We start from the raw sequence: 24484 nt of genomic DNA, 5'->3' as shown, positions 1-24484 counted from the left end.
CCGGAGCGCCAGCGGATGACCGGTAGCGCGGATCAGCGACCGGCGGTCACCGACCGCCGGTCGTCGCGTTCCCGGCGTCGACGGATCTTACGGATCACCCAGGTGGCCGCCATGACGACGAAGACCGCGACGATCGCGTAGTTGAACCAGTCGCTGTAGCGTTCGACCTCCTGCCAACGGCTTCCCAGCGCGTAGCCGGCCCCGACGATGAGGCCGTTCCACACCCCGCTGCCGATGGTGGTGAACAGGATGAACTCGCCCAGCGGCATCCGGTTGGCCCCCGCCGGGACGGAGACCAGGCTGCGGACCACCGGCACCACCCGACCGACCAGCACCGCCCATCGGCCGTGCCGCTCGAACCAGCGGTCGGCCTTCTCCAGGTCGTCGCGGTCCACCAACGGGATGCGGTCCAGCCAGCGCTTGAGCCGCTCCTCGCCGAGCGCCGCGCCGAGCCAGTAGAGCACCAACGCGCCGACCAGCGAGCCGGCCGTCGCGGCCAGCACCACGACCACGACGTTGAACTGACCCTCATGGGCCAGGTACCCGGCGAGCGCCAGCACGATCTCGCTGGGGATCGGCGGGACGATGCTCTCCAACGCCACCAGCAGCGCCACCCCGACCGGACCCATCACCTCGATCACGGAGGCCACCCAACCGGTCAACCCGGTGAACTCGGACGGGTCGCCGGTCTGGGCGTACGCCATGGTCGTCCTTCCGCGTCGGCTGTCGGGGATCGGAGGGTCATACCCAGTGATCCCTCGTCCACACCTGCGCTCAGTGCTCCGGGTGCAGCGCGGTGTCCGCCGGCCCCTGCCGCCAGCCGGTGAACACGACGCTCAGGCCGGCGCGGACCGGCGCGCAACAGAACGGCCCGGCCAGGGCCTCGGCCGCCGGGTCCAGCGGGGCGAGCCGGACCAGCCGCCACGGTTCGTCGTCCACCCGAGCCCGGACGGTCAGCGCGTCGCCGGTCCGGCTGACCCGCACGGTCACCTCCCGGCCCGCCCACTCCGGCACCGGCGCGACCGACCAGTCGGAGAACTCCCGGGTCACCACCGCGCCGAGCTGTAGCTCGCCGTCGCTCACCTCGACGCCGGCCTTGACCCAGTTGCGCTCGTCCACCCGGACCAGTGCACCGGCCTGGTCGAACTGCCCGGTGAGGTCGAGCCGGAACCTCACCTCCATGGCGCTGCCGGCCGGCAGCGGGGCCAGCAGAGCTGGGCCGTTGTCGTGCACGAACCCGTAACTGGTCCGCCGCCAGAAGTCGCTCTCCGCCGCCGGTTCGACGAGCAGCTCACCGGCCGGGCCCTCCTCGACGCGTACCGGCGGGTGCAGCCACCTGCCCTGGGACCAGTCCAACGGTTCGCTCGGCGGTACGAGGTCGATCTCCATGATCGGCACAGTAACCCACCTCGGTCCGTGGCCCGCCGAGCTGGTTTGCCGCGGTGATCAACTGGAGAGGTTCCTCCGACATGGGTGACCGTTGGTATTCCGAAGCCGTCGTCTACTGCCTCGACATCGACACGTACGCCGACTCCGACTCCGACGGGGTCGGTGACATCCGTGGCCTGATCGGCCGGCTGGACTACCTGGCCCGGCTGGGGGTGACCTGTCTGTGGCTGCACCCGATCCACCCGTCGCCCAACCGCGACGACGGCTACGACGCCACCGACTTCTACAACGTGGACCCGCGCTTCGGCACCCTCGGCGACTTCGCGGAGCTGCTGCACCAAGCGCAGAACCGGGGCATCCGCGTGATCATCGATCTGGTGGTCAACCACACCTCCGACGAGCACCCCTGGTTCCAGTCCGCCCGCTCCTCGCCGGACTCGCCGTACCGCGACTGGTTCGTCTGGTCCGACACCGAGCCGGACGACCGATACCAGGGCATGGTCTTCCCGGGCGAGCAGAACGAGACCTGGAGCTACGACCGCACCGCCAAGGCGTGGTTCTACCACCGGTTCTACCCGTTCCAGCCGGACCTCAACTTCGCCAACCCGCAGGTCCGGGCGGAGATCAAGAAGATCATGTCGTTCTGGCTCCAGCTCGGCGTCTCCGGGTTCCGGATGGACGCGGTGCCGTTCATCATCGAGTTGACCGAGCCGGGCAACCCGAACTCACCGAAGGACTTCGAGTTCCTCACCGAGCTGCGCCAGCACGTGCAGTGGCGGCGCGGCGACGCCGTCCTGCTGGCCGAGGCGAACGTCGAGCCGGACCAGCTGCCCACGTTCTTCGGCGACGCCGGCGGCTCGGGCAACCGCATCCACATGCTATTCGACTTCATGCTCAACGGGCGACTTATGCTGGCCCTGGCACGGCAGGACCCGGAGTCGTTGATCGAGGCGCTGCGTGACACCCCGACGCTGCCCGTCGGCGGCCAGTGGGCCACCTTCCTGCGCAACCACGACGAGATCGACCTGTCCCGGCTCACCACCGAACAGCGCAACCAGGTGTACGCGCAGTTCGGCCCGGACGAGAACATGCGCATCTACGACCGGGGCATCCGTCGCCGGCTCGCCCCGATGCTCGGCAACGACCGGCGTCGCATCGAGCTGGCGTACGCCCTCCAGTTCTCGTTGCGCGGCACGCCGGTGCTGCGCTACGGCGAGGAGATCGGGATGGGCGAGGACCTGTCGCTGCCCGGTCGGGAGGCGATCCGTACCCCGATGCAGTGGTCGTACCAGCCGAACGCCGGCTTCTCCACGGCGGACCCGGAGAAACTGGTCCGCCCGGTCATCGACAAGGGTGAGTTCGGCTACCAGAAGGTCAACGTGACGGCCCAGCGCGGTGACTCCAAGTCGCTGCTCGCCTGGTTCGAACGCATGATCCGGACGCTGCGGGAGGCGCCGGAGGTCGGCTCCGGCTCGACCACCCACATCGACGTGGCGGCGCCGGCCGGCGTGCTGGCGCACCGGGCGGACGGGCCGACGGGGACCATGGTGTTCCTGCACAACCTGGGCACCGACGACGTCGAAGTGGACCTGAGCAGCCTGGAGGCCGAGGCCGACCTGCCGAACGACGTGCTCGCCGACCGTGGCTACGGCGAGCTGGGCAAGCTCGGCGCGGTCAAGCTCGCCGGCTACGGCTACCGGTGGATCCGGCTCTGTCGGGGCTCGGCCCGCTGACGTCACGCGCCGGGGCCGCCATCCCCGGTCATGCGTGACGCCCGGCCGGTCAGCGCCGGCCGGGCGTCACACAGGGCGAACGGTCAGCGCACGCCGAAGGCGCGGACGACCGTCTGGCTCACCGAGTTGCCCGAGGTGTCCGTGGCGCCGGCGCGCAGCGACACGTACCCCGCGCCCTTCGGCGCCCGCAGCTTCGCCGTCCAGGAGCCGTCCTTCGAGCGGTCCAGCGACTGCTTCTGCCAGTGCGCGCCGTCGTCGTACGAGATCTCCAGGGTGACGGGCCGGATGCTGCCGCAACCGGTGACGCCGGGCAGGTGCGCGGCGGACACGGTCAGGTCGGTCCGGCTCGCCGCGGTACCGGCGGCGTCGGTGTCGACGGAGTAGTCGAGCTGAAGCAGCGGCAGCACGCTCGACTCCACCCCGGCCGCGGGTGCCTTCGACCGGAACGTCCACTGGGTCTCGGTGCTGGTCGAGTACCGGCCGGCGCTCGGATCCTGGTTGGTTCGTACCACGAGCCGGTACGGCAGGTCACCCGCGCCCGGCGCGGTGCCACTGACCCACGTGCTGCTGCTCTGGCCCAACAGCGTCGCGCCCTGGTAGAGCTGGTTGGTCTGCTCGGCGGCGCTCATCGCCATGCCGACGTGGTCGGCCCCGCCCCAACCGGGCACGTCCAGGTTGAGAGCGTCCCCGGAGCGGGTGGGCAACTTGAAGTTGTTGTTCAGATGCGGCCGTTCGATCGGCTCGAAGAACTGCTCCTCGCCGCTGCTACCGGCCCGGTAGCTCGTCCGCGTGTCGATCTGGTACGTGTCGGAGTCGACGTACGCCTCCTGACCCCACTGGTACAGGCTGCCCGTGGAGACCCAGTCGGTGCGGACCGGGGCGAGCGGCCGGTTGTTGGTCAGGCCGATGCCCCAGTCCGAGTACGACGGCCAGTCGAACCGGAACTCGCCGCCCCGCGCCTGCGGGGTCGGGAAGGTGAAACCGACGTCGATCCGAGCCAGCGTCTTCTTCGTCTCGGTCCGGGTCAGCTCGCGCGGGATCCGGTTGTGGTACGCCTGGACCAGGTCGTACACGTAGTCCGCGACGGGCTGCGAGACGACCTCGACCTTCGTCGACCCGCGCTGGATCTGTTGGATCAGCGCCTCGCCCTCGTCGGTGCTGAGCAGCGCCACCTCGATCGGTGTGGGGGTGAACCAGTCGGCCGAGTAGTCGCGCACCTCGCGCCACGGTTGGTCGTTGACCACCAGCATCAGCTTCGCCCCGGCGGCGGTCGCGGCGGCGGCCTGGTCGGCGTCGCTCACGTCCCAGTTGTGCCGGACCACGACCGCCTTGCCCCGGGCGTCCAGCTTGGCGTAGTCGGACGCCGCTCCGTTGCCGGCGAAGACCACCGGCAGTGTCCACCGGCCCTTCGGTAGCTGGGTGGTGCCCTGCTGGCGGACCACGTCGTCGAAGTCGACAGTCCCGGTGCCGACGCTGAGCACCGGTTGCTCCTTACGCCAGCGGGCGCCGAGGTAGAAGTCGCCGTGCCGCACGTCCTGGCTGGTCGGCTGTGCCCAGAAGCTGTCGTAGAAGACGCCGCCGGCGATGAACGAACGCCACCGGCCCGGCCCCTCGGACCGGTAGTAGTCCAGCCGGGTGAAGGTGTCGGCCGTCTGCTGCGGTATCGAGGACTCGACCCGGCGGGCGGCCTTGCCGTCCAGCCGGATGGTGGTGTCCTCGCGCAGGTCGATGTCGGGGTTGCCGAGCAGCGCCAGGCCCAGCGAGTTCGGCCCGTGGCTGCCGGTCACGTTCAGGAAGCTCATCGCCGAGTAGACGCCCTCGGGCAGGTAGAACTGGGCCGTACCGTCCGGGTCGGTCTGGACGAAGGCCGGCTCGTAGCCGCCCACCTGGCCCAGCTCGATCATGCCGCTGGCCGGCTTTCCGGCCCGGTCGGTCAGCTCCAGACGGAGCTGGTGGTACGGGGTGAAGGTGCCGACGGCGATCGCGGTGCGGGTCAGCGCCGCCCGGTCCGGCCCGGAGGCGACGATCTGACCGGTGTACCGGCTGCCGGCGCTGGCCCGGGAGGTGTCCGTGGTCAGGACGACCGTGGCGGTGGCGTGCGCAGGAACGGTCAGCTGCGTCGCGGAGAGGCTGAACAGGCCGGCCGGCGCGGTCGCGGCGTCCACCGCCAGGCCCAGCGTGATCGGCTGGCCGGTGGTGTTGGCGTACGTCACCGGGTGCGTGCTGCCGCCCGCCTTCACGGTGTCGTGCCGAACGCTGGTGGAGATGGTGCCGGTGGCGACGACCGGGGCGCGGACCGCTGCGGCGACGTCGAGCCGCCCGGTGCCGGCCTGGAAGGCGTCGTACTGTGACGTGGCCCGGGTCGTGCTGACCAGGGCGTCCTTGAGCTGCTGGCCGGTCCAGTCCGGGTGCTTCGCGGCGAGCAGTGCGGCGGCGCCCGCCACGTGTGGAGCGGCCATCGAGGTGCCGTCCATGGTCTGGTAAGCCCCCTCGCCGGGCGCGTACTGCGACCGGGCCGCGAGCACCGCGACACCGGGAGCGGTCAGCTCCGGCTTGATGGCCTCGTCGCTGATCCGGGGTCCCTGACTGGAGAAGTAGGCGAGCTGGTCGTCGGCGTCGACCGCACCCACCGTCAGCGCGGCGTCCGCCGCGCCGGGCGCGGCCACGGTGCCCGGGGCGCCGGCGTTGCCGGCGGAGACCACGAACAGGGCACCGGTCTCGGCGCTGAGTCTGTTGACCGCCTGGCTGATCGGGTCGGTCCCGTCGCTGGGCTGGTTGGAGCCCAGGCTCATGTTGATGACGCTGGCGTCGGCCTCCCGGGCCGCCCACTCCATGCCGGCGAGGATCCAGGAGTCCTGCCCGAAGCCGCTGTCGCTGAGCACCTTGCCGATGGCCAGCCGGGCGTCGGGTGCGACACCCTTCTCCCGGCCGCCGGAGGCGGCGCCGGTGCCGGCGATGGTGGAGGCGACGTGGGTACCGTGCCCGATCCGGTCGGTGATCTCCTCACCGGGCACGAACACGGCGGACTCGCTGATCCGGTCGCTCAGGTCGGGGTGGGTCGCGTCGACGCCGGTGTCCAGCACGGCGACCCGCACGCCCGTGCCGGTGTCGCCGGCGGCCCACACCTCGGGAGCACCGATCTGCGCGGTGGTGTCGGCGAGGTCGGCGCGTACCCGACCGTCCAGCCAGATCTTGGCGATCCCACCGGCGAAGTGTCCCTTGCCGTCGGCGGTGGGTGTCGACCTGAGGGTGGGGGCGCCGCCCGTGACCGAGGCCCAGAACTCGTCGGCCTGGTCGCGGTTCTCGCTCAGCGCGGCACCCGAGATGCTGCTCAGGGTGCGGGTGCGGGTCGCCCCGGCGGGCGCGGCACCGGCGCGCAGGCCGGCGGCGTCGGTGTACGACACGATCAGCGGTAGGTGGTCCACCGTCGCGTCGTCGTACCCGTCGGCGATCAGCTGCGTGACGTTGAACAGCCGTTTGTCCAACGTGTCCGCTGCCATGTAGGGCAGCACGGACTGCGGGTAGACGTACAGGTCGTCCCCGGCCTCCACCACCCGTACCGGTGCCGGGGTGCCGTCTGGACGCCGTACGTCGAGGGTGCCGCCGTTGGCGCTCCGGCGGGTGGTGACCGTGTCGCCGGTGATCAGGGTGACCGAGTGGGTGCCGGGCGGGGTGGGCAGGTCGGTCGCGGGTGCGGGGGTCGAGCCGGGATCGGCCGGCACGCCGGGAGGCGCGGCCACGGCGGGTGAGCCGCCGGTCGCCGCGAGGGCCGCGGAGACCACGGCGGCGAGCCATGCCCCACGGGTACGCGAGAACTTCACGTGATGTCGTTCCTTGTCTCGTCGTCTGTTCTGGTTTCTGGCCGGGGTGACAGCGAACAGGACGGTACGCCGGAAAGATCCACTCGTATAGGCAGCTGCTGGTGAGCGATGGTCATCGCCGATGGCTGCCGGTGTGGGAGTTAAGCTCCTTCGATCGACCCCAAGTTACCGGGAGGTAATCATGTCGGAGGAGCCCCGCGTCGCCATCGTCACCGGAGCCGCGCGCGGTATCGGGGCGGCCACCGCCCGCCGGCTGGCCGCCGACGGCATGGCCGTCGCCGTCGTCGACATCGAGGAGGCGGCCACCAAGGAGACGGTGGACGCCATCACCGGCGCGGGCGGCCGGGTGCTCGGCGTGGGCGCCGACGTGTCCGACCGGGACCAGGTCGAGGCCGCCGTGGAGCGGATCGCCGCCGAGTTGGGCGCGCCCACCGTGCTGGTCAACAACGCCGGTGTGCTCCGCGACAACCTGCTGTTCAAGATGACCAACGCCGACTGGGACACGGTCATGGGGGTGCACCTGCGGGGGGCGTTCCTGTTCAGCCAGGCCGCCCAGAAGCACATGGTGGACCGCAAGTGGGGGCGGATCGTCAACCTCTCCAGCACCTCGGCTCTGGGCAACCGGGGCCAGGCGAACTACTCAGCCGCCAAGGCGGGCCTTCAGGGCTTCACCAAGACGCTCGCCATCGAGCTGGGGCCGTTCGGGGTGACCGTCAACGCGGTCGCGCCCGGCTTCATCGTCACCGACATGACCGCCGCCACCGCCGCCCGGATGAAGGTCGACTTCGAGGACTTCCAGAAGCACGCCGCCGCCGAGATCCCGGTGCGTCGCCCGGGCCGGCCGGAGGACGTCGCGCACACCATTTCGTTCCTGACCAGCGAGGGGGCGGGTTTCGTCTCCGGCCAGGTCATCTACGTGGCCGGCGGCCCGCGAGCCTGACCCGTGCTTCCGGCGAGGGCGCTCCGTGCGACTGGGCGCCCTCTCCGGGTGTGCGGGGGTCGGTCAGGCGGGATCGGGTCAGGCGGGGTCGCGGCGGGTGCGCCAGAGCCAGAACAGGCCGAGCACCGGCAGGATCAGCGGGATGTAGCCGTACCCGCTGCCAAACTGCGACCAGACGGTCTCGTCCGGGAAGAGCTCCTCGTCGGCCAGGCTCAGGATGCCGACGGCGAGCACCCCGACCAGCTCCACCGAGCAGCAGGCCAACGCGACCCGTCGGCCGGTGTGCCCGGCGCGGGCCAACCCCACCGCTGCCACGATGTAGATGAGCGCGGCCACCCCGGAGAGCAGGTACGCCACCGGTGCCTCGTCGAACTTGGTGGCGATCTGCAGGCCGGCCCGGCTGGTCGCCGCGATGGCGAAGAGCAGGTAGACCGCGATCAGCAGCCGGCCGGGACCGGCGTTCGTGGCGCGCCGGACCGGTCGGTTCTCAACCACCGAGGACCTCCCAGGTCTGCTGCAACCGGACCACCACCACCGGGGCCACCAGGCAGACCGCGCAGACGATCGCCGAACCCCAACGGGTCGGTTCCATCCGGGCCAGCACCCAGGCCAGTGGGGGCAGGCACACCAGCGTGACCAGGTAGCCGAAGAAGGCACCGGGCTCGCCGGGCCGGTCCCCGCCGCCGATCGCGGCCAGGGCCAGCACGCTCAACGCGAGCAGCGCCAGTTCGAGGACGCCCAGGCCGATGAACTGCACCCGGTCTGGTGGTCGGTGGCGCACCGTGCCCACCAGCGCCCACGCCGCGACGAGCAGCGAGAGCACGATCGATGCCGTCGCCAGGATCCCGTCCACCGGCGAGTTCGCCGCCGCCGCGCTGGTCATCGGTCCCACCCGGTCGTTGCCTCAGTCACCGGCACAGCCTACTAACCGTCGTAGTAATCGGGTTACCTGCCTCACCGCCGTCCGGCGCGACACCCGTCGAGGTGTCCACAGGTGCTGTCGAGCTGCCCCACGAATGGGGCAATGCGCGCCGGCGGGGACGCTGGGGCCGGGGCTGGGGCCGGGGCCGGGGCCGGGGCGAGCGGCGAGGTGCCGGTGCCGGGTGGTGCCGTGCCGGGTCGCCGTGCCAGGCGTTGCCCCATTTCTGGGGCAGCTCGACAGGCTCTGATCGGTCCTACCTCGGCCGCCTCCATCCTGCCCCCACTCGGGCGGGCACGCCGACCGGGCGGCCCCCGAAACGAAGGCCGAGCGGCTCCGGTTGGCGACCCGCCGCCGGTACGGCCGGTGGGGCGACTAGCGTGGATCACGTCCGTGGCGTTGCCACGGCGGGGGGAAAAGCGGAGGTACACGTGCTGCGGTTCGGCTTGTTCGGCACCGGTCACTGGGCGATTGAGACGCACGGGAAGGCGCTGCACGCACATCCGGACGCGGAGTTGGTTGGGGTGTGGGGCCGCAACCCGGAGCGGGCCGCCGCGTTGGCCGAGGTGTACGAGGTGCCCGCCTTCGCCGACATCGACAGACTGATCGAGGAGTGCGACGCGATCGCCGTCGCGTTGCCGCCGAACATTCAGGCCGACATCGCGGTCCGGGCTGCCGCCGCCGGCCGGCACCTGTTGCTGGACAAGCCGCTGGCGCTCAGCGTGGCCGACGCGGACCGGGTCGTGGCCGCCGCCGAGGAGTCCGGGGTCGCCTCGGTCGTCTTCTTCACCCAGCGGTTCCAGCCGAACGTGACCGCGTTCCTCGCCGCGACCGCTGCCGCCGGAGGTTGGCAGCATGGCCGGACCACCGCGTTCGCCTCGATCTTCCAGGAGGGCAGCCCGTACGGCGGTTCGCTGTGGCGCCGGGAGCACGGCGCGCTCTGGGACATCGCCCCGCACGCGCTCTCCATTCTCCTGCCGGTGCTGGGCCGAGTGACCCAGGTGGCGGCGATGGACGGGCCGAGCGGGATGGTGCACCTGCTGCTCACCCACGAGGGCGGTGCCACCAGCAGCGCCTCGCTCTCCCTCGACGCCCCGACCGAGTCGATGACGCGGGAGTTCGTGTTCTACGGCGAGAACGGCATCGAGACTGTCCCGTTCGGCGAGAACGACGCCGCAACGGCGTTCGGCGTCGCGATCGACCAACTCGTCGAGCAGGTGCGGGCCGGTACCCGGGACCACCGCTGCGACGTCCGTTTCGGCCGTGAGGTCGTCAGCATCATCGCCGCCGCCGAAACCGCCCGCACCGAATCCCGCACCGTCATCGTCCCTGCCTGACGGCACCAGGAGGGGCCCCTTTGACGAAGGGCCCCTCCTGGCACTCAGACGAGGTCGACGCCGCGTACCCGGCCGTTCTGGTCGGCGGCCACCAGTTGACCGCCGGCCAGCACCGGCGTGGAGAAGCTGTAGCCGGTGCCGAGCTTCACCAGCCGGTCCAGTCGGCCGGTGTTCAGGTCCAGTGCGCCGACCTGGCTGTTGACACCGAGTACCCACGCGGTGTCGCCGTCGACGACCGCACCGGAGTTGAAGACCGGGAAGCCCAGCTGGGTCTGCCAGCGGGTCGCCCCGCTCATCGGGTCAACGAGCAGCGTCGCGCCGCGCTCCTGGATCAGCAGCAGCGTGGTCGACCCGCCGACCGTCGCCAGTCGCGGGCCGGCGTACATCGACGAGCCGGCGACCGACCAGAGTGCGGTACCGGTCGCCCGGTCCAGACCCCACGTCGCGGAGACCGAGGAGACCACCACGGGACCGTTCGGCACCAGTACGGTCCGGTCGTCCCACGGGCCGTAGAGCAGGGCCGCGTTCGGGTCTGTCGTCGCGCGGGTGGTGAAGGTCCAGAGCGGGGTACCGGTCCGGGCGTCGAACGCGTGGGCGCGGGCGTCACCCGCACCGACGTACACCCGCTCTCCGTCGCAGGCGGGGCGGCCGGCGGCGAACCCGCCGAGCGCGGCGCGCCAGTGCTCGCGGCCAGTGGTCGGATCGAGCGCGAGCAGCGTCGTACCGGCCGCCGCCAGGAGGACACCGATGCCGTCAATCCGGGCCAGCGACGGTGTGGAGAGGACCGGCTCGGCGGTACGCACCTGCCAACGGCGCCGGCCCGTCCCGGCGTCCAACGCGGTCACCGTGTGGTCGGCACCGGGGACGAAGACCGTCGAGTCGGCGAGCACCGGCTCCCGGTAGACCGGGCCGGTCCGGACCGTCCACCGCTGCTTCGCCCGGCCGTGTCGCATCGACCAGGCGGTGACGACGCCCCCGGTCGAGCCCGCCACCACCAGGTCGCCTGCCGTACCGAGCGCGCCCTGCACCGCGCCGTCCAGGGCGGTCTCCCAGACCACCCGGGGGCCGGCGCCGGCCAGCCGTACCGTGCGGACGGAGTCCCACCAGCTCCCATCGGCGGCGACCGCGCGGAGCCGTACCTGGTGAGTACCCGGCGGCAGGACCGTAGCGTCCAGCGCGGTCTGCCAGTGCGCCCCGGTGCGGGTCAGCTCGGTGAAGGGCGTGTTGATGGTGCCGCTGAAGCCGGTCTCGGGCAACACCTGGGCGCGTACGGCCACCGGGGCGGTCCGACCGAAGGTGGCCCGGACGGCGAATGCCGCCCCGGCGTCGGAGACCTCGAAGGCGGCCGGCTCGACGTCGGCGCCCGGCCCCGCGCCGGTCAGCGGGACAGTCGCCACCGTCGTGGTGGTGGTGCCGCCGGTGGCGAGTAGGTCGACCCGGGTCACCACCAGCTGCGGCTTTCCGCGTCCGTCGAGTGTGCGCTCGGTCCAGTAGTAGTGCGGGCTGTCCTTCACCGCCTTGAGGGTGATCTCGACCAGGCCATTCATCGGCCGTACCGCCTCGGCGTGCACATGCCCGGCGAAGACCACCCGTACGTCGTACCGCTCGACCAGTTCCAGGAAGCGGTCCTGGTCGTCGGCGTAGTACCAGGCGTCCCCAACCGGGTGGTGCTGGAAGATCACGATGTGGGTGTTCTTTCGGACCCGGCGGAGGTCCTTCTCCAGCCAGTCCAGCAGGGCCCCGCCGAAGTGGCCCGGCTCCTGCAGGAGCATCGTCGGGTCGAGCGCGACCACGTGCACGCCACAGACGTCGAACGACTGCTGGCTGGCGCCGAAGGCCCGGTGGTACTCCTCCTTGGCCGAAACGTCCCACCGCACTTCGTGGTTGCCGGGGGTGTAGTGGATGCGGTCGGCGAGTTCCGACGGAACAGTCGACTGGTAGAGGGCGATTTGTGCGGGCGACCCGGAATCGGTGATGTCTCCGCAGTGCAGCACCGCAGCCGGGTCGCGTTCGGCGATGGCCTGGAACACAGCCCGCATGGTGTCGGTACGGGCCGGCGCAGTGGGGTTGAGGTGGGTGTCGGAGACCAGGGCGAACCCCTGCGGGGTCTCAGGGTGGGGCTTGCCCGAGGTCGCGGCGGTCGCGGTGGTCGCGAGTAGGCCGGGCGCGGCCAGGGTGCCGAGCGTGGCGCCGGCCGCGCCGAGAAGTAGGCGCCGGCTGACAGCCTGATCGTTGCTGTGCGGAGTGGGCATTGTGTTCCTTACCTGGGTCACCGACATCCCTTCGGAGGATGGGGATGTTGATCATGAAAATTAGCGACCCAGGGCGAACTCGCGTTGACCTGCACGCGACCGCGCCGTGTAAACCCGTCAGATGTTCAGCAACGAGCCGTTTTCCGAACTGCCTGGCCGTGGAGGAATTCAGTGGTGGACCGAACGGCCGCGGATTAGCGTGCGGTCATGTTCACGCATGCCCTGATCGAGGTGGCTGGCACGCCGGCCGCCCGGGGCCCCCTGCTGGTGTCCCGTCCGCGGTTCCGGCGTCTGGCCCTGGCCGGTCGGCACGCGACCCGCGACTGATCGCGGGCGCACTCCCGCGCCACAACCAGGGCCGTCCGAGTCCCGATCCACTCGGACAGGCCCGGAATCCGGCTGCCTGTCCAGCCCGTCGCCGAACGGCGACAGACAGGACGACGACCCATGGCGCCCCGCAACTCTCGATCAACCGAACGCGACCGGTCCCGTCGCGTACTCAGTCAGAACTTCCTCGTCGACCGGGCGGCCGTGGCACGGCTGGTCCGCGCCGCTGCCCCGGATCCGGCCGGGCTTCTGCTGGAGGTCGGCGCCGGCCGCGGCCAGCTGACCCGACCACTGGCCGCCCGTTGTGCGCGACTGACGGCGTACGAGGTGGATCCGGTCGCCGGCCGGGAACTGGCCGCCGTCTGCGCGGCCCTGCCCACCGTCGAGCACCGGCAGGCCGACTTCCTGGCAGCCGAGCCACCACCGGAGCCGTTCGCGGTGGTCGGCAACATCCCGTGGTCGCTGACGTCCGCCGTGGTGCGCTGGTGCCTGGCCGCGCCACGGTTGCGCTCGGCGACCCTGCTCACCCAACTGGAGTACGCCCGTCGGCGCAGCGGCGACTATGGCCGGTGGACGCGGCTCACCGTCGAGACCTGGCCGGAGGTCGGCTGGCGGCTGGCGGGGCGGGTGCCGCGTACCGCGTTCCGGCCGGTTCCGGCGGTGGACGCCGGGATCCTGCGGATCGAGCGGCGGGCGGAACCACTGCTGCCGCCAGCGGCGCTGCCGGCGTACCGACGGCTGGTGGCGGTGGGTTTCGAGGGCGTCGGCGGCTCGCTCGCCGCGACCCTGCGCCGGCACCACCCGCCGGCCCGGGTGGCGGCGGCGCTGCGAGCCACGCGGCTCGCGGCGGACACCCCGGTCGGGTACGTATGGCCCGAGCAGTGGTTGGTGCTGTTCCGGCTTCTGCACGCCCACTGACCGGACCGCTCAGGAGGCCGGACAGCTCAGGAGAGGGTGGTCAGCGCGCCGTTCAACTCGTCCGGTGAATCGAACTGCTCCGCCGGCAACGCCCGCAACATCTGCAACATCTCCGTGCTGGCCCCGTTCTCCTGTCCCCAGCGGATCAGATCCTCCCGGGAGACCGGATAGTCGAGCCCGGCCAGGTACTCCTGGAACTGAACCCCGGTGACGGTCATGCCGGCCGGCTACCCGCTCGCGGTGCGCGTACACCGTCCTGGGCGGCACGTACGGCGGCCCGGCTGCCGGCGTGTCGGTCGGCGGCGCGCCCACGGTTTGCCGCAGCGGCGGCCGGGTAGCCGCTGGCATGCTGGTTCAGCGGCTCGGCGCGCCGAGCGATTTCGACCCGTTGCTGGAGCGCGTTCGGGACGCCCGGGTGGTGATGATCGGCGAGTCCACCCACGGCAGTCACGACTACTACCGGCTACGTGAGCAGCTCACCCGCCGGTTGATCGCGGAGTGCGGCTTCTCCTTCGTGGCCGTGGAGGGTGACTGGCCGGACTGTGACCGGGTGCACCGTTCGGTGACCGGCGCGCCGGGTGGGGCACTCGAACCGCAGCGCGCGCTGGAACGGTTCGAGCGGTGGCCGACCTGGATGTGGGCCAACGCCGAGGTCGCCCGGTTCGCCAACTGGCTGCGGGCCTGGAACCTGGAGCGGCCGGAGAGTCAGCGCGCCGGGTTCCACGGGCTCGACGTGTACAGCCTCTGGGAGTCGATGCAGGCGATCTTCGACTACCTGGGCGAGGAGGATCCGACGTCGCTGGAGGCGGCGCAGGACGCGTACCGGTGCTTCGAGCCGTACGGCAAGAGGGTCGAGGAGTACGGCGCGGCCAGCCGGTTCGTCTCCGCCCGTTGCGAGGAGGAGGTGGTCCGGCTGCTGGCCCGGACGCGCGAGCAGGCTCTCTCCGACGGCCCGGACGGCTTCTCGGCCTGGCAGAACGCGGAGGTGGTGGCCGGCGCGGAGCGCTACTACCGGGCGATGGTGGCCGGCGGGCCGGACTCGTGGAACATCCGCGACACCCACATGCAGGACACTCTGGACCGGCTGCTGGAGCGGTACGGCCCGGATGCGCGGGGGATCGTGTGGGCGCACAACACGCACGTCGGGGATGCCCGGGCGACCGACATGGCCGCGGACGGGATGATCAACATTGGTCAGTTGGCTCGGGAGCGGCTCGGCGACGACGCGGTGGCCCTGATCGGCTTCGGCAGCTACCGGGGCACGGTGATCGCCGCTCCCCGGTGGGGGTCGCCGTCCGAGCCGATGGTGGTGCCTCCGGCTCGGGAGGGGTCGGTCGAGCGACGGCTGCACGAGCTGATGCCGGAGCGGGCGGTGCTGATCTTCGGTGGCGACGACCAGCCGGGCTGGGTCACCGGCACCGCCGACCACCGGGCGATCGGGGTCGTCTACGACCCGTCCTTCGAGTCCTGGGGCAACTACGTGCCCACCCGCCTGGCGGAACGCTACGACGCCTTCATCTGGTGCGACGAAACCACTGCCCTGCACCCGCTACCGGTCCCGGCCCTTCCCGGCGAGATGGAAACCTACCCGGCCGGCGTCTAGCCGGGGATGGTCGCGCCGATCATGGAGTTGTGGTGCCGGACGAAGGCCGCCGAACACGGCACAGCGGGCACCACAACTCCATGATCGACCGGGTCGGGCTGGGTCAGACGTGGGTTGGGGTGCGGTCTTCCAGGTGGGTGCGGAGGCCTTCGCCTTCGATGTCGACGTTGGGGAGAGCGCGGTTGAGCCAGCTCGGCAGCCACCAGGCGCGGTCGCCGAGCAGGGACATCACCGCGGGGACGATGGTCATCCGGACCACGAACGCGTCGATGGCGACGCCGATGGCGAGCGCGAAGCCCATCGACTTGATCACCGGATCCTCGAGGAAGACGAAGCCCCCGAAGACCGAGATCATGATCAGCGCGGCGGCGGTGACCACCCGAGCGCCGTGCCCCATGCCGCTGATCGTGGCCTGCCGCGCGGACTCACCGTGGACGAAGTCCTCCCGCATCCGGGACACCAGGAACACCTCGTAGTCCATGGCGAGCCCGAACAGGATGCCGATGAGCAGGATCGGCAGGAAGCTGATCAGCGGGGCCGGCGTGTCCAGACCGACCAGGTCGGCGAGGTGCCCCTGCTGGAAGACCGCCACGGTGATGCCGAACGTGGCGGCGACGGTCAGCAGGAAGCCCAGCGCGGCCTTGACCGGCACCAGCAGCGAGCGGAACACCAGCATCAGCAGCAGCACCGAGAGCCCGACCACCAGCAGCAGGTAGACCGGCAGCGCGTCGGAGAGCTTCTCCGAAACGTCGATGCCGATCGCCGTGACACCGGTGAGCAGTACGTCGGCGTCGCGGATCCCGCTCACCGAGCCGCGGATGTCGTGTACCAGGGTCTCGGTGGCCTCGTCGGTCGGGCCGGTCTTCGGCACCACACCGAGCAGCGCGGTCCGGCCGTCCGGGCTGAGCTGGGCCGGCGCCACCGCGAGGACGTTCTCGGTGCGCTGCAGCAGCGCGGTCACCTGCGGAACGGCGGCCGAGGTGGCCTGTGGGGTGTCACCGGCGACCACCACCGCGAGCCGGCCGGTGAAGCCCGCCCCGAAGCCCTCGGTGATCAGGTCGTTCGACACCCGGGCGGGGGAGCCGACGGCCGCCGTGGAGGCGTCCGGCAGGGCCAGCCGCATGTCGGGCGCGGGCACCGCGAGCAGGCCCAGGCCGAGCAGGCCGACCAGGATCACCGGTACGCGGAACCGGGTGACCAGCCGCGCCCAACGGAAGCCGAACCGGGACCGGTCATCGATCGTGGCGGTGGCGGCAACCGGCCGGTCGGCGACGTCCGCATCCGTGGCCGGCGTGCCGTCGGTGGCGACCGAGCGCAGCCGGCGGGGGAGTACCCGACGGCCGGCGAAGCCGAGCAGTGCCGGTTGGAGGGTGATCGCGACGAGGACCGCGACGGTGACCGTGCCGGCCGCGGCGAGACCCATCACGGTGAGGAACGGGATGTCCACCACGGCGAGCCCGGCCAGCGCGATGACCACGGTGGCGCCGGCGAAGACCACCGCGGAGCCGGCGGTGCCCACGGCCCGGCCGACCGCCTCCTCCGGGGACAGGCCGTCGAGCAGGTTCTGCCGGTGCCGGGACGTGATGAACAGCGAGTAGTCGATGCCGACCGCCAGCCCGAGCATCAGCGCCAGAATCGGTGCGGTGCTGGTGAGCTGGACGGCGCCGCTCAGCGCGAACAGCCCGGCCATCCCGGCGCCCACACCGATCAGTGCGTTCAGCATGGTCATTCCGGCGGCCACCAGTGAACCGAACGTGATGATCAGGACGATCGCGGCGACCAGGACGCCGAGCGCCTCGGTGGATCCGATCTCCGGCTCGCCGCCCAGCACCTCACCACCCGGGGCGATCTGCCAACCCGGTGCCTCGGCCGTTGCGCCAACCTGCTCGTACGCGGTGCGCTGCGCGTCGGTCACCTCGTCCCCGCCGGTCGCGAACTGGACCTGGACCAGCGCGTACCGGCCGTTGGGCGTGACGGCACCGACCTGGAACGGGTCGACGGCGCCGACCACGCCGGGCAGTGTCGACGCCTGCTGGACGAGTTCCCGTACCACGGCCTGGCCCTGCGGGGTGGTCAGTTGGCCGTCGGCCGGCGCCTTGACCGCGATGGTGCCGGTGGCGCCGCTGGCCGCGGGGAACTGCTCGGCCAGCAGGTCGAGGGCCCGCTGGCTCTCGGTGCCGGGCATGGTGAAGTTGCTCGCCGTCGGGCCGCGCAGCGTCGCCGCTGCCAGGCCGGCGACGACGAGTACGACGAGCCAGAGGGCGACGACGAGCCGGCGCCGGCGCAACGCGCCCCGGCCGAGCCGGTAGAGCAGGGTGGCCATCAGGAGTCCTTGTCCTCGGTCGTGGGTGGTTGGGGCAGGGGCGCGTCGACGGGTTCGACGGCCCGCCGGACGAGGGTGAGCAGGGCGGGGCGGAGTTCGTCGTCGGGGATGTCGACGAACTCGGCGCATGCCTCGGAGATGCCGGCGAGCAGCACCAGCGCGGCGATCCGGGCGCCCGGCCGGTCGGAGTGCCCGGCCAACGCGTCGCGCAGCCGCTCGGAGATCTGCTGGATGTGTGCGAAGGCCGGCTGGCACAGCAGCTCCGGGAATTCGCCGCGCAGTACCGCGATCTCCCGCCGGAACCGGACCGCGAGGTCGACGAAGCCGCTGGCGGCGACCTCCTGGGCGGCCGCTCCGGTCAGGCCGGTGAGCTGGTCGTCGAGGTCCCGCAGCACCGCGATCGCCGGGGCCATCAGCTCGGCGAGCAGGGCTTCCTTGTTGGCGAAGTGGTAGAGCACGGTGGCCTTGGAGCAGCCGACCTCGCGGGCGATGTCCTGCAGGGAGGTGCCCCGGTAACCGGTCGCCGCGAACCGTCGCGCCGCCGCGGCGAGAATGTCGCCGTGCGTCTCGGACACCGCTCTGACCATGGCCGGTCCACCTCCTGCGGACCAGCATGCCTGACCGATCGGTCAGACCCTGACCGATCGGTCAGAGAAGCCTGGTGGCGTTCACCACACCCCGGGTCGGTTCAGCGGGCGTGCTCGGCGTCGTACCTGGTCCGGGCCTCGGCGATGGCCCGGCGGTGCCGCTCGGCCCAGCTGGTCAGTGCCACCAGCGACTCGTAGAGCTCCAGCGCCATCGGGGTGGCGGTGTACTCCACCTTGGGTGGGACGGTCGGATAGACGGTGCGGTGCAACAGGCCGTCGCGCTCCAGGTTGCGCAGGGTCAGCGTGAGCATCCGGCGGCTGATGCCCTCGATGTGCCGCTCCAGCTCGGTGAAGCGCACCGGGCCGTTCGAGGCGGCCACCAGGATGCCGATGCTCCATTTCCCGCCGACCCGGTCGAGCACCTGGCGGACGGTGCACGCCCGGGCCTGCCCGGGGGTGAACGGCACGTTCTCGGCCGTGCAGGTCAGCTCGGCCTCTACCAGGGCGGACACATCGCTGTTCCTCTGGGACATCACAGTGCCTCCTTCCGCTGCGGTTCATGGTCACAGACGATGACCTCGGTAACAAACCATGCACCAAGGAGGCGTTCGATGGATCGTGTCGTCCCGTCCCGCTGGCCGGCGCTGCTGGTGCTCTGCGCCGGCAGCCTGATGATCATTCTGGATGGCAGTGTCGTGTCGGTGGCGCTGCCGGCCGTCCAGCACGACCTGGGTTTCACCGCCGCCGGCCTCGCCTGGGTGGTCAACGCCTACCTGATCGCGTTCGGCGGGCTGCTGCTGCTCGCCGGCCGCCTCGGTGACCTGCTCGGCCGGCGGCGCGTCTTCCTGGCCGGCGTCGCGCTGTTCACCCTGGCCTCGCTGGCCTGCGCGGTGGCCACCGGACCCGCCCTGCTGGTCGGCGCGCGTTTCGGTCAGGGCGTCGGCGGTGCGCTGGCCATGGCCGTCAGTCTCGGCATGATCGTTCGGCTCTATCCCGAGCCGGCCGAGCGCGCCCGCGCGATCGCCGTGTTCAGCTTCACCGGTGCCGCTGGCGCATCGGTCGGCACGGTCGCCGGTGGCGTACTCACCGACCTGACCGGCTGGCGGTCGATCTTCCTGGTCAACCTGCCGATCGGGGCGGCCATCCTGCTCGCCGCCGTTCGCGTGCTCCCCGAGGAGCGGGGGATCGGGCTGCGCGCCGGCCTGGACCTGCCCGGCGCGCTGTTCGCCACCATGGGTCTGATGGCCGCCGTGCTGGGCATCGTGGGAACCGGTGAGCACGGCTGGACCAGCCCGCGAACCCTCGGTGCGGCGGCTGTCGCGGCGCTGCTGCTCGGCGGGTTCGCCGCGCGCCAACGGGTGGCGGCCACCCCGCTGCTGCCGACCCGGGTGCTGCGCGTCCCTGGCCTGGTGGCCGCGAACGCCGCGCAGTTCCTCATGGTCGCCGCGTTCTTCGGCTTCCAGTTCCTGCTCGCCGTGGAGCTGCAACTGGTGCTCGGGCTGGGCGCGGCGGCGACCGGCTGGGCCTTCCTGCCCACCCCGGTGGTGATCGCGGTGGTGTCGCTCGGCCTGGCCGGTCGACTGATCGCCCGGTGGGGTGCCCGGAACGTACTGCTGGGAGGGCTCGGCCTGGCGACCGTCGGCTTCCTGCTGCTCGCTCGGCTGCCCGCCGACGGCGGCTACCTCGCCGACGTACTCCCCGCGATGTTGATCTTCGGGGTGGCCGGCGGTCTGACCCTGCCGGCGGTCACCACGCTGGCCATGGCCGGCGCGACCGACGCGGACGCCGGGCTCGCGTCCGGTCTGGCCAACACCACCCAGCAGGTCGGCGGTGCCATCGGGTTGGCCGTGCTGGCCACCCTGGCCGCCGCGCGCAGCGACGGCCTGCGGGCCGCCGGCTGGGCCGAGACGGCCGCTCTGGCCGGCGGCTACCGGACCGCGTTCGCCGTGGCCGCCGCCCTGGTGGTCGCCGCACTGCTGGTGGCGCTGACCGCGCTGCCCGGCACCCGGCGCGCCGAACCCGATCGGCACGTCCAGTTGACCGACGGCACCGGTGCCGGGAGGGTGAGCGGGTGAGTGAGGCTGAGGAGACCCGGGACGGCGTGGCCCTGACCAACCTGGACCAGCCGCTGTCCGACCGCGACGACGCGACCAAACGTGACCTGGTCGACTACCTCGACGCGGTCGGGGACCAGATCCTCCGGCAGTTACGGGGCCGGCCGCTGTCGGTGATCCGGGTCCGCCCCGGCCAGCCGCCGTTCATGCAGAAGAACCTGCCCCGCTACACGCCGGACTGGGTCCGCCGGGTGCCGGTCTGGGCGGAGGCGTCGCACCGGGAGATCTCGTACGCCCTCTGCGACGACCGCCGCACCCTGCTCTGGTTCGCCAACCAACGAGCGGTGGAGTACCACCCGACCCTGGCCACCGTCGAGGATCCGCACCGCCCGACCCACCTGGTGCTCGACCTCGACCCGCCGGAGGGCGACGGGTTCCGCGCCGCGGTCTCCGCCGCCCTGCTGGTCCGCCAGGCGCTCGCCGAGGCCGGCCTGTCCGGTGCGGTCAAGACCAGCGGCGCCAAGGGCGTGCACGTGTTCGTCCCGGTGGCCGACGAACCCACGGCGGAGGAGTTGGCCGCCGCCACCCGGGCGCTCGCCGTCCGCGCCGAGCGGCTCGACCCCGCGCTGGCCACCACGGCGTACATCAGGGAGGACCGGGGTGGTCGGGTCTTCGTGGACGCCACCCGCTCCGGCGGGGCGACCGTGGCAGCCGCGTACAGCCCTCGGCTGCGCCCCGGGATGCCGGTCTCCTTCCCGGTCGACTGGGCCGACCTGACCGAGGTGACTCCCGCCGATTTCACCATCCGGAGCGCGCCGTCGCTGGTCGCCGACGGTGACCCGTGGGCCGCGCTGATGCCGGCCCCCCAGCGACTCCCCGCCGACCTGGTGGCCGAGGGTCGGGCCATCCCGGTGGCCCGGGTGCAGGCCATGCACGAGGGAAAGCGCCGGGCCCGCGCTCGGCGGCAGGCCGAATGACGGGGGGTGTGGCACGATTTGCCAGGTGACCAGCAAACCCGACGCGTCCCAGCGACTGGGTGACCTCGCGCGGCTGCGCCGGGTCCGCGACCGGATCGACCGGGAGTACGCGCAGCCGCTCGACGTCGAGGCGTTCGCCCGTGGCGCGCACATGTCGGCCGGGCATCTCAGCCGAGAGTTCCGGCTCGCCTATGGCGAGTCGCCGTACAGCTACCTCATGACGAGGCGTATCGAGCGGGCGATGGCGCTGCTGCGTCGTGGCGACCTGAGCGTCACCGAGGTCTGTTTCGCGGTCGGCTGTTCCTCGCTGGGCACCTTCAGCACTCGCTTCGCCGAGCTGGTCGGGGTGCCCCCGAGCGTCTACCGGCGGCAGGCGGCGCAGGCGACGGCGGGGATGCCGTCGTGCGTGGCCAAGCAGGTGACCAGACCGGTCAGGAATCGAGAAGCGCGGGTCACGGAGCCGCAACTAGCGTGACGGCCATGGACATCACCATTCACTCGAGCTTCCTTCCGCACACCGATCCCGAAGCCTCCCTGGCCTTCTACCGCGACACCCTCGGTTTCGAGGTCCGCAACGACGTCGGGTACGAGGGGATGCGCTGGATCACCGTCGGGCCGGTCGGCCAGCCCGGGACGTCCATCGTCCTGCACCCGCCGGCCGCCAACCCCGGCATCACCGACGACGAGCGGCAGACCATCCTCGAACTGATGGCCAAGGGCAGCTACTTCGGCGTCAACCTGGCCACCTCCGACCTCGACAACACCTTCGCCGCGTTGGAGGCGAGCAACGCCGAGGTCGTCCAGGAGCCGACCGAGCAGCCGTACGGCGTACGCGACTGCGCCTTCCGGGACCCCGCGGGCAATATGATCCGCATCCAGGAAGTGCGCTGACCCGTCCGGCCCGACAGATGGAGAGACGATGAGCACGGCCCCCCAGTCGTCCGCGCCGCACGTTGCTGACAGTCACGATCTGATCCGCGTGCAGGGCGCTCGGGTGAACAACCTCAAGGACGTCAGCGTCGAGATCCCGAAGCGCCGGCTGACCGTGTTCACGGGTGTCTCCGGTTCCGGCAAGAGCTCGCTGGTGTTCGGCACCATCGCCGCCGAGTCGCAGCGGATGATCAACGAGACCTACAGCGCCTTCGTGCAGGGCTTCATGCCGACGCTGGCGCGGCCCGAGGTCGACCTGCTCGATGGCCTGACCACGGCGATCATCGTGGACCAGGAGCGAATGGGGGCGAACTCCCGATCCACCGTCGGCACCGCCACCGACGCCAACGCGATGCTGCGCATTCTGTTCAGCCGGCTCGGGCAGCCGCACATCGGCTCGCCCAACGCGTACTCGTTCAATGTCCCCTCGGTGAAGGCCACCGGTGCGATCACCGTCGAGCGCGGCGCCGGCCGGACGAAGACCGAGAAGGCGACCTTCACCCGTCTCGGCGGCATGTGTCCCCGCTGCGAGGGCATGGGCGCGGTCACCGACATCGACCTGGCGGCGCTGTACGACGACAGCCTGTCGCTCAACGAGGGCGCGATCACGATCCCGGGCTACAGCATGGAGGGCTGGTACGGCCGGATCTTCCGCGGCTGCGGCTACTTCGACCCGGACAAGCCGATTGCCACGTACACCAAGCGGGAGCTGGACGACCTGCTCCACCGGGAACCAACCAAGATCAAAATCGACGGGATCAACCTGACGTACGCGGGTCTGATCCCGTCGATCCAGAAGTCCTTCCTCTCCAAGGACGTCGACGCGCTGCAGCCGCACATCCGCGCCTTCGTGGAGCGGGCGGTGACCTTCACGACCTGTCCCGACTGTGACGGCACCCGGCTCAGCAAGGAGGCCCGGTCGTCGAAGATCAAGGGGAAGAACATCGCCGACGTCTGCGCCATGCAGATCAGCGACCTGGCCGCCTGGTTGCGGGGGATCGAGGAGCCGTCGGTGACCCCGCTGCTGGCGGGCCTGCAACACCTCCTCGACTCGTTCGAGGAGATCGGGCTGGGATACCTGTCGCTCGACCGGCCGTCGGGCACCCTCTCCGGCGGCGAGGCGCAGCGCACCAAGATGATCCGCCACCTCGGCTCGTCGCTCACCGATGTCACCTACGTCTTCGACGAGCCGACGATCGGGCTGCACCCGCACGACATCCAGCGGATGAACGAGCTGCTGCTGCAGCTGCGCGACAAGGGCAACACGGTGCTGGTCGTGGAGCACAAGCCGGAGGCCATCGCCATCGCCGACCATGTCGTCGATCTCGGTCCCGGTGCCGGCACGGAGGGCGGCGCCGTCTGCTACGAGGGCACCGTGGAGGGACTGCGGGCCAGCGGCACCATCACCGGCCGCCACCTCGACGACCGGGCGGCCCTCAAGGAGACGGTGCGTACGCCCACCGGCAAGCTGGAGATCCGTGGCGCGACGGCCAACAACCTGCGTGACGTGGACGTCGACATACCGCTCGGGGTGCTCGTCGTCGTGACCGGTGTCGCCGGCTCCGGCAAGAGTTCCCTGGTGCACGGGTCGATTCCCGCCGGAGCGGGTGTGGTGTCGATCGACCAGGGCGGGATTCGCGGCTCGCGACGGAGCAACCCGGCTACGTACACGGGGCTGCTCGACCCGATCCGCAAGGCGTTCGCGAAGGCCAACGGTGTGAAGCCGGCGCTGTTCAGCGCCAACTCCGAGGGCGCCTGCCCGACCTGCAACGGCGCCGGCGTCATCTACACCGACCTGGGGATGATGGCCGGTGTCGCCGCCCCCTGCGAGGACTGCGAGGGGAAGCGGTTCCAGGCATCGGTGCTGGAATACCACCTCGGCGGTCGCGACATCAGTGAGGTGCTCGCGATGTCGGTGACGGAGGCCGAGAAGTTCTTCGGCGCCGGCGAGGCGCGCACGCCGGCCGCACACGCCATCCTCGACCGGCTCGCCGACGTCGGGCTCGGCTACCTCAGCCTGGGCCAGCCGCTCACGACCCTGTCCGGCGGCGAGCGGCAGCGGCTCAAGCTGGCCACCCACATGGCCGAGAAGGGCGGCGTCTACGTCCTGGACGAGCCGACCACCGGCCTGCACCTCGCCGACGTCGCGCACCTGCTCGGCCTGCTCGACCGCCTCGTCGACGCGGGCAAGTCGGTGATCGTCATCGAGCACCACCAGGCGGTCATGGCGCACGCCGACTGGATCATCGATCTCGGTCCCGGCGCCGGGCACGACGGTGGCCGGGTCGTCTTCGAGGGCACACCCGCCGACCTCGTCGCCACCCGCTCCACCCTCACCGGTGAGCACCTGGCGGCCTACGTCGGCACCTGAGCA

Annotated in this window: 20 protein-coding genes; 10 read left to right on the top strand and 10 right to left on the bottom strand. The window is 71.4% G+C overall.

The window, feature by feature from the left end; all coding sequences use genetic code 11:
- Window positions 1-32: 32 nt before the first annotated feature.
- Together ACQEUX_RS22165 and ACQEUX_RS22160 are read right to left on the bottom strand one after the other, a co-directional pair.
- A complete protein-coding gene (locus ACQEUX_RS22165; protein ID WP_433051533.1) occupies window positions 33-704 on the bottom strand; it encodes a DedA family protein in 672 nt (223 codons plus the stop codon).
- A 70-nt stretch (window positions 705-774) separates the two neighbouring features.
- A complete protein-coding gene (locus ACQEUX_RS22160) occupies window positions 775-1389 on the bottom strand; it encodes a DUF1349 domain-containing protein (RefSeq protein WP_433051530.1) in 615 nt (204 codons plus the stop codon).
- A gap of 80 nt (window positions 1390-1469) precedes the next feature.
- On the opposite strand from ACQEUX_RS22160, the gene ACQEUX_RS22155 reads away from it, so the two are divergent.
- Complete coding sequence (locus ACQEUX_RS22155) at window positions 1470-3122, top strand: alpha-amylase family protein (RefSeq protein ID WP_433051527.1); 1653 nt, start codon at window positions 1470-1472, stop codon at window positions 3120-3122.
- An 83-nt stretch (window positions 3123-3205) separates the two neighbouring features.
- On the opposite strand, the gene ACQEUX_RS22150 is transcribed toward ACQEUX_RS22155, so the two are convergent.
- The gene (locus ACQEUX_RS22150; RefSeq protein ID WP_433051524.1) at window positions 3206-6943 is read right to left on the bottom strand and encodes a S8 family serine peptidase; all 3738 of its coding nucleotides are present in this window, start codon (window positions 6941-6943) and stop codon (window positions 3206-3208) included.
- Window positions 6944-7124: 181 nt separating this feature from the next.
- Here ACQEUX_RS22150 and fabG point away from each other — a divergent pair, with 181 nt between their 5' ends.
- The gene (gene fabG, locus ACQEUX_RS22145) at window positions 7125-7883 is read left to right on the top strand and encodes a 3-oxoacyl-ACP reductase FabG (protein ID WP_433051521.1); all 759 of its coding nucleotides are present in this window, start codon (window positions 7125-7127) and stop codon (window positions 7881-7883) included.
- Between the two features lie 78 nt (window positions 7884-7961).
- Here fabG and ACQEUX_RS22140 read toward each other — a convergent pair whose 3' ends face one another.
- Together ACQEUX_RS22140 and ACQEUX_RS22135 are read right to left on the bottom strand one after the other, a co-directional pair.
- The gene (locus tag ACQEUX_RS22140; protein ID WP_433051518.1) at window positions 7962-8378 is read right to left on the bottom strand and encodes a hypothetical protein; all 417 of its coding nucleotides are present in this window, start codon (window positions 8376-8378) and stop codon (window positions 7962-7964) included.
- The gene (locus ACQEUX_RS22135) at window positions 8371-8766 is read right to left on the bottom strand and encodes a hypothetical protein (RefSeq protein WP_433051515.1); all 396 of its coding nucleotides are present in this window, start codon (window positions 8764-8766) and stop codon (window positions 8371-8373) included. The genes ACQEUX_RS22140 and ACQEUX_RS22135 overlap by 8 nt, the downstream gene beginning before the upstream one ends.
- A 470-nt stretch (window positions 8767-9236) precedes the next feature.
- On the opposite strand from ACQEUX_RS22135, the gene ACQEUX_RS22130 reads away from it, so the two are divergent.
- Window positions 9237-10139 (top strand): Gfo/Idh/MocA family protein, encoded by a 903-nt coding sequence (locus ACQEUX_RS22130; protein ID WP_433057057.1) that lies wholly within the window; start codon window positions 9237-9239, stop codon window positions 10137-10139.
- A gap of 44 nt (window positions 10140-10183) precedes the next feature.
- On the opposite strand, the gene ACQEUX_RS22125 is transcribed toward ACQEUX_RS22130, so the two are convergent.
- Window positions 10184-12391 (bottom strand): PQQ-binding-like beta-propeller repeat protein, encoded by a 2208-nt coding sequence (locus tag ACQEUX_RS22125; RefSeq protein WP_433051512.1) that lies wholly within the window; start codon window positions 12389-12391, stop codon window positions 10184-10186.
- 447 nt (window positions 12392-12838) lie between these two features.
- On the opposite strand from ACQEUX_RS22125, the gene erm reads away from it, so the two are divergent.
- Window positions 12839-13636 (top strand): ErmE/ErmH/ErmO/ErmR family 23S rRNA (adenine(2058)-N(6))-methyltransferase, encoded by a 798-nt coding sequence (gene erm, locus ACQEUX_RS22120; RefSeq protein WP_433051509.1) that lies wholly within the window; start codon window positions 12839-12841, stop codon window positions 13634-13636.
- A gap of 26 nt (window positions 13637-13662) precedes the next feature.
- On the opposite strand, the gene ACQEUX_RS22115 is transcribed toward erm, so the two are convergent.
- Window positions 13663-13854 carry a DUF2795 domain-containing protein gene (locus ACQEUX_RS22115; protein ID WP_433051506.1) on the bottom strand — a complete coding sequence of 64 codons (192 nt, stop codon included), beginning with the start codon at window positions 13852-13854 and terminating at the stop codon, window positions 13663-13665.
- Between the two features lie 128 nt (window positions 13855-13982).
- Here ACQEUX_RS22115 and ACQEUX_RS22110 point away from each other — a divergent pair, with 128 nt between their 5' ends.
- Window positions 13983-15239, top strand: coding sequence for an erythromycin esterase family protein (locus tag ACQEUX_RS22110; RefSeq protein ID WP_433051503.1), 1257 nt, complete (start codon window positions 13983-13985; stop codon window positions 15237-15239).
- 103 nt (window positions 15240-15342) lie between these two features.
- Here ACQEUX_RS22110 and ACQEUX_RS22105 read toward each other — a convergent pair whose 3' ends face one another.
- The 3 genes from ACQEUX_RS22105 to ACQEUX_RS22095 form a co-directional block, all read right to left on the bottom strand.
- Complete coding sequence (locus ACQEUX_RS22105; protein ID WP_433051500.1) at window positions 15343-17562, bottom strand: MMPL family transporter; 2220 nt, start codon at window positions 17560-17562, stop codon at window positions 15343-15345.
- A complete protein-coding gene (locus tag ACQEUX_RS22100; RefSeq protein ID WP_433051497.1) occupies window positions 17562-18149 on the bottom strand; it encodes a TetR/AcrR family transcriptional regulator in 588 nt (195 codons plus the stop codon). Before ACQEUX_RS22100 ends, ACQEUX_RS22105 begins: the two co-directional genes overlap by 1 nt.
- A 101-nt stretch (window positions 18150-18250) precedes the next feature.
- Complete coding sequence (locus ACQEUX_RS22095) at window positions 18251-18682, bottom strand: winged helix-turn-helix transcriptional regulator (protein ID WP_433051494.1); 432 nt, start codon at window positions 18680-18682, stop codon at window positions 18251-18253.
- A 78-nt stretch (window positions 18683-18760) separates the two neighbouring features.
- Here ACQEUX_RS22095 and ACQEUX_RS22090 point away from each other — a divergent pair, with 78 nt between their 5' ends.
- The 5 genes from ACQEUX_RS22090 to ACQEUX_RS22070 are packed head-to-tail and all read left to right on the top strand — an operon-like array spanning window position 18761 to window position 24481.
- Window positions 18761-20224, top strand: a complete 1464-nt coding sequence (locus tag ACQEUX_RS22090; protein WP_433051491.1) for an MFS transporter — start codon at window positions 18761-18763, stop codon at window positions 20222-20224.
- Window positions 20221-21180, top strand: a complete 960-nt coding sequence (locus ACQEUX_RS22085; protein WP_433051488.1) for a DNA polymerase domain-containing protein — start codon at window positions 20221-20223, stop codon at window positions 21178-21180. The genes ACQEUX_RS22090 and ACQEUX_RS22085 overlap by 4 nt, the downstream gene beginning before the upstream one ends.
- 25 nt (window positions 21181-21205) lie before the next feature.
- Window positions 21206-21655: a helix-turn-helix transcriptional regulator gene (locus tag ACQEUX_RS22080; protein WP_433051485.1), complete on the top strand. Its 450-nt coding sequence runs from the start codon at window positions 21206-21208 to the stop codon at window positions 21653-21655.
- 5 nt (window positions 21656-21660) lie between these two features.
- Window positions 21661-22071: a VOC family protein gene (locus ACQEUX_RS22075; RefSeq protein ID WP_433051482.1), complete on the top strand. Its 411-nt coding sequence runs from the start codon at window positions 21661-21663 to the stop codon at window positions 22069-22071.
- 28 nt (window positions 22072-22099) lie between these two features.
- Entirely contained in the window at window positions 22100-24481 is a 2382-nt protein-coding gene (locus ACQEUX_RS22070; RefSeq protein WP_433051479.1) for an ATP-binding cassette domain-containing protein, read from the top strand.
- Window positions 24482-24484 lie beyond the last annotated feature (3 nt).

Source organism: Micromonospora sp. CA-259024, from assembly GCF_050936255.1.
Classification (GTDB): domain Bacteria; phylum Actinomycetota; class Actinomycetes; order Mycobacteriales; family Micromonosporaceae; genus Micromonospora.
This window is presented reverse-complemented; position numbering and strand designations above follow the sequence as displayed.

Bases quoted from the DNA above. Each gene is read 5' to 3' on its own strand.
- ACQEUX_RS22165 (WP_433051533.1), bottom strand. From the start codon at position 704: ATGGCGTACGCCCAGACCGGCGACCCGTCCGAGTTCACCGGGTTGACC.
- ACQEUX_RS22160 (WP_433051530.1), bottom strand. From the start codon at position 1,389: ATGGAGATCGACCTCGTACCGCCGAGCGAACCGTTGGACTGGTCCCAG.
- ACQEUX_RS22155 (WP_433051527.1), top strand. From the start codon at position 1,470: ATGGGTGACCGTTGGTATTCCGAAGCCGTCGTCTACTGCCTCGACATC.
- fabG (WP_433051521.1), top strand. From the start codon at position 7,125: ATGTCGGAGGAGCCCCGCGTCGCCATCGTCACCGGAGCCGCGCGCGGT.
- ACQEUX_RS22135 (WP_433051515.1), bottom strand. From the start codon at position 8,766: ATGACCAGCGCGGCGGCGGCGAACTCGCCGGTGGACGGGATCCTGGCG.
- ACQEUX_RS22125 (WP_433051512.1), bottom strand. From the start codon at position 12,391: ATGCCCACTCCGCACAGCAACGATCAGGCTGTCAGCCGGCGCCTACTT.
- erm (WP_433051509.1), top strand. From the start codon at position 12,839: ATGGCGCCCCGCAACTCTCGATCAACCGAACGCGACCGGTCCCGTCGC.
- ACQEUX_RS22115 (WP_433051506.1), bottom strand. From the start codon at position 13,854: ATGACCGTCACCGGGGTTCAGTTCCAGGAGTACCTGGCCGGGCTCGAC.
- ACQEUX_RS22110 (WP_433051503.1), top strand. From the start codon at position 13,983: ATGCTGGTTCAGCGGCTCGGCGCGCCGAGCGATTTCGACCCGTTGCTG.
- ACQEUX_RS22105 (WP_433051500.1), bottom strand. From the start codon at position 17,562: ATGGCCACCCTGCTCTACCGGCTCGGCCGGGGCGCGTTGCGCCGGCGC.
- ACQEUX_RS22100 (WP_433051497.1), bottom strand. From the start codon at position 18,149: ATGGTCAGAGCGGTGTCCGAGACGCACGGCGACATTCTCGCCGCGGCG.
- ACQEUX_RS22095 (WP_433051494.1), bottom strand. From the start codon at position 18,682: ATGTCCCAGAGGAACAGCGATGTGTCCGCCCTGGTAGAGGCCGAGCTG.
- ACQEUX_RS22090 (WP_433051491.1), top strand. From the start codon at position 18,761: ATGGATCGTGTCGTCCCGTCCCGCTGGCCGGCGCTGCTGGTGCTCTGC.
- ACQEUX_RS22075 (WP_433051482.1), top strand. From the start codon at position 21,661: ATGGACATCACCATTCACTCGAGCTTCCTTCCGCACACCGATCCCGAA.
- ACQEUX_RS22070 (WP_433051479.1), top strand. From the start codon at position 22,100: ATGAGCACGGCCCCCCAGTCGTCCGCGCCGCACGTTGCTGACAGTCAC.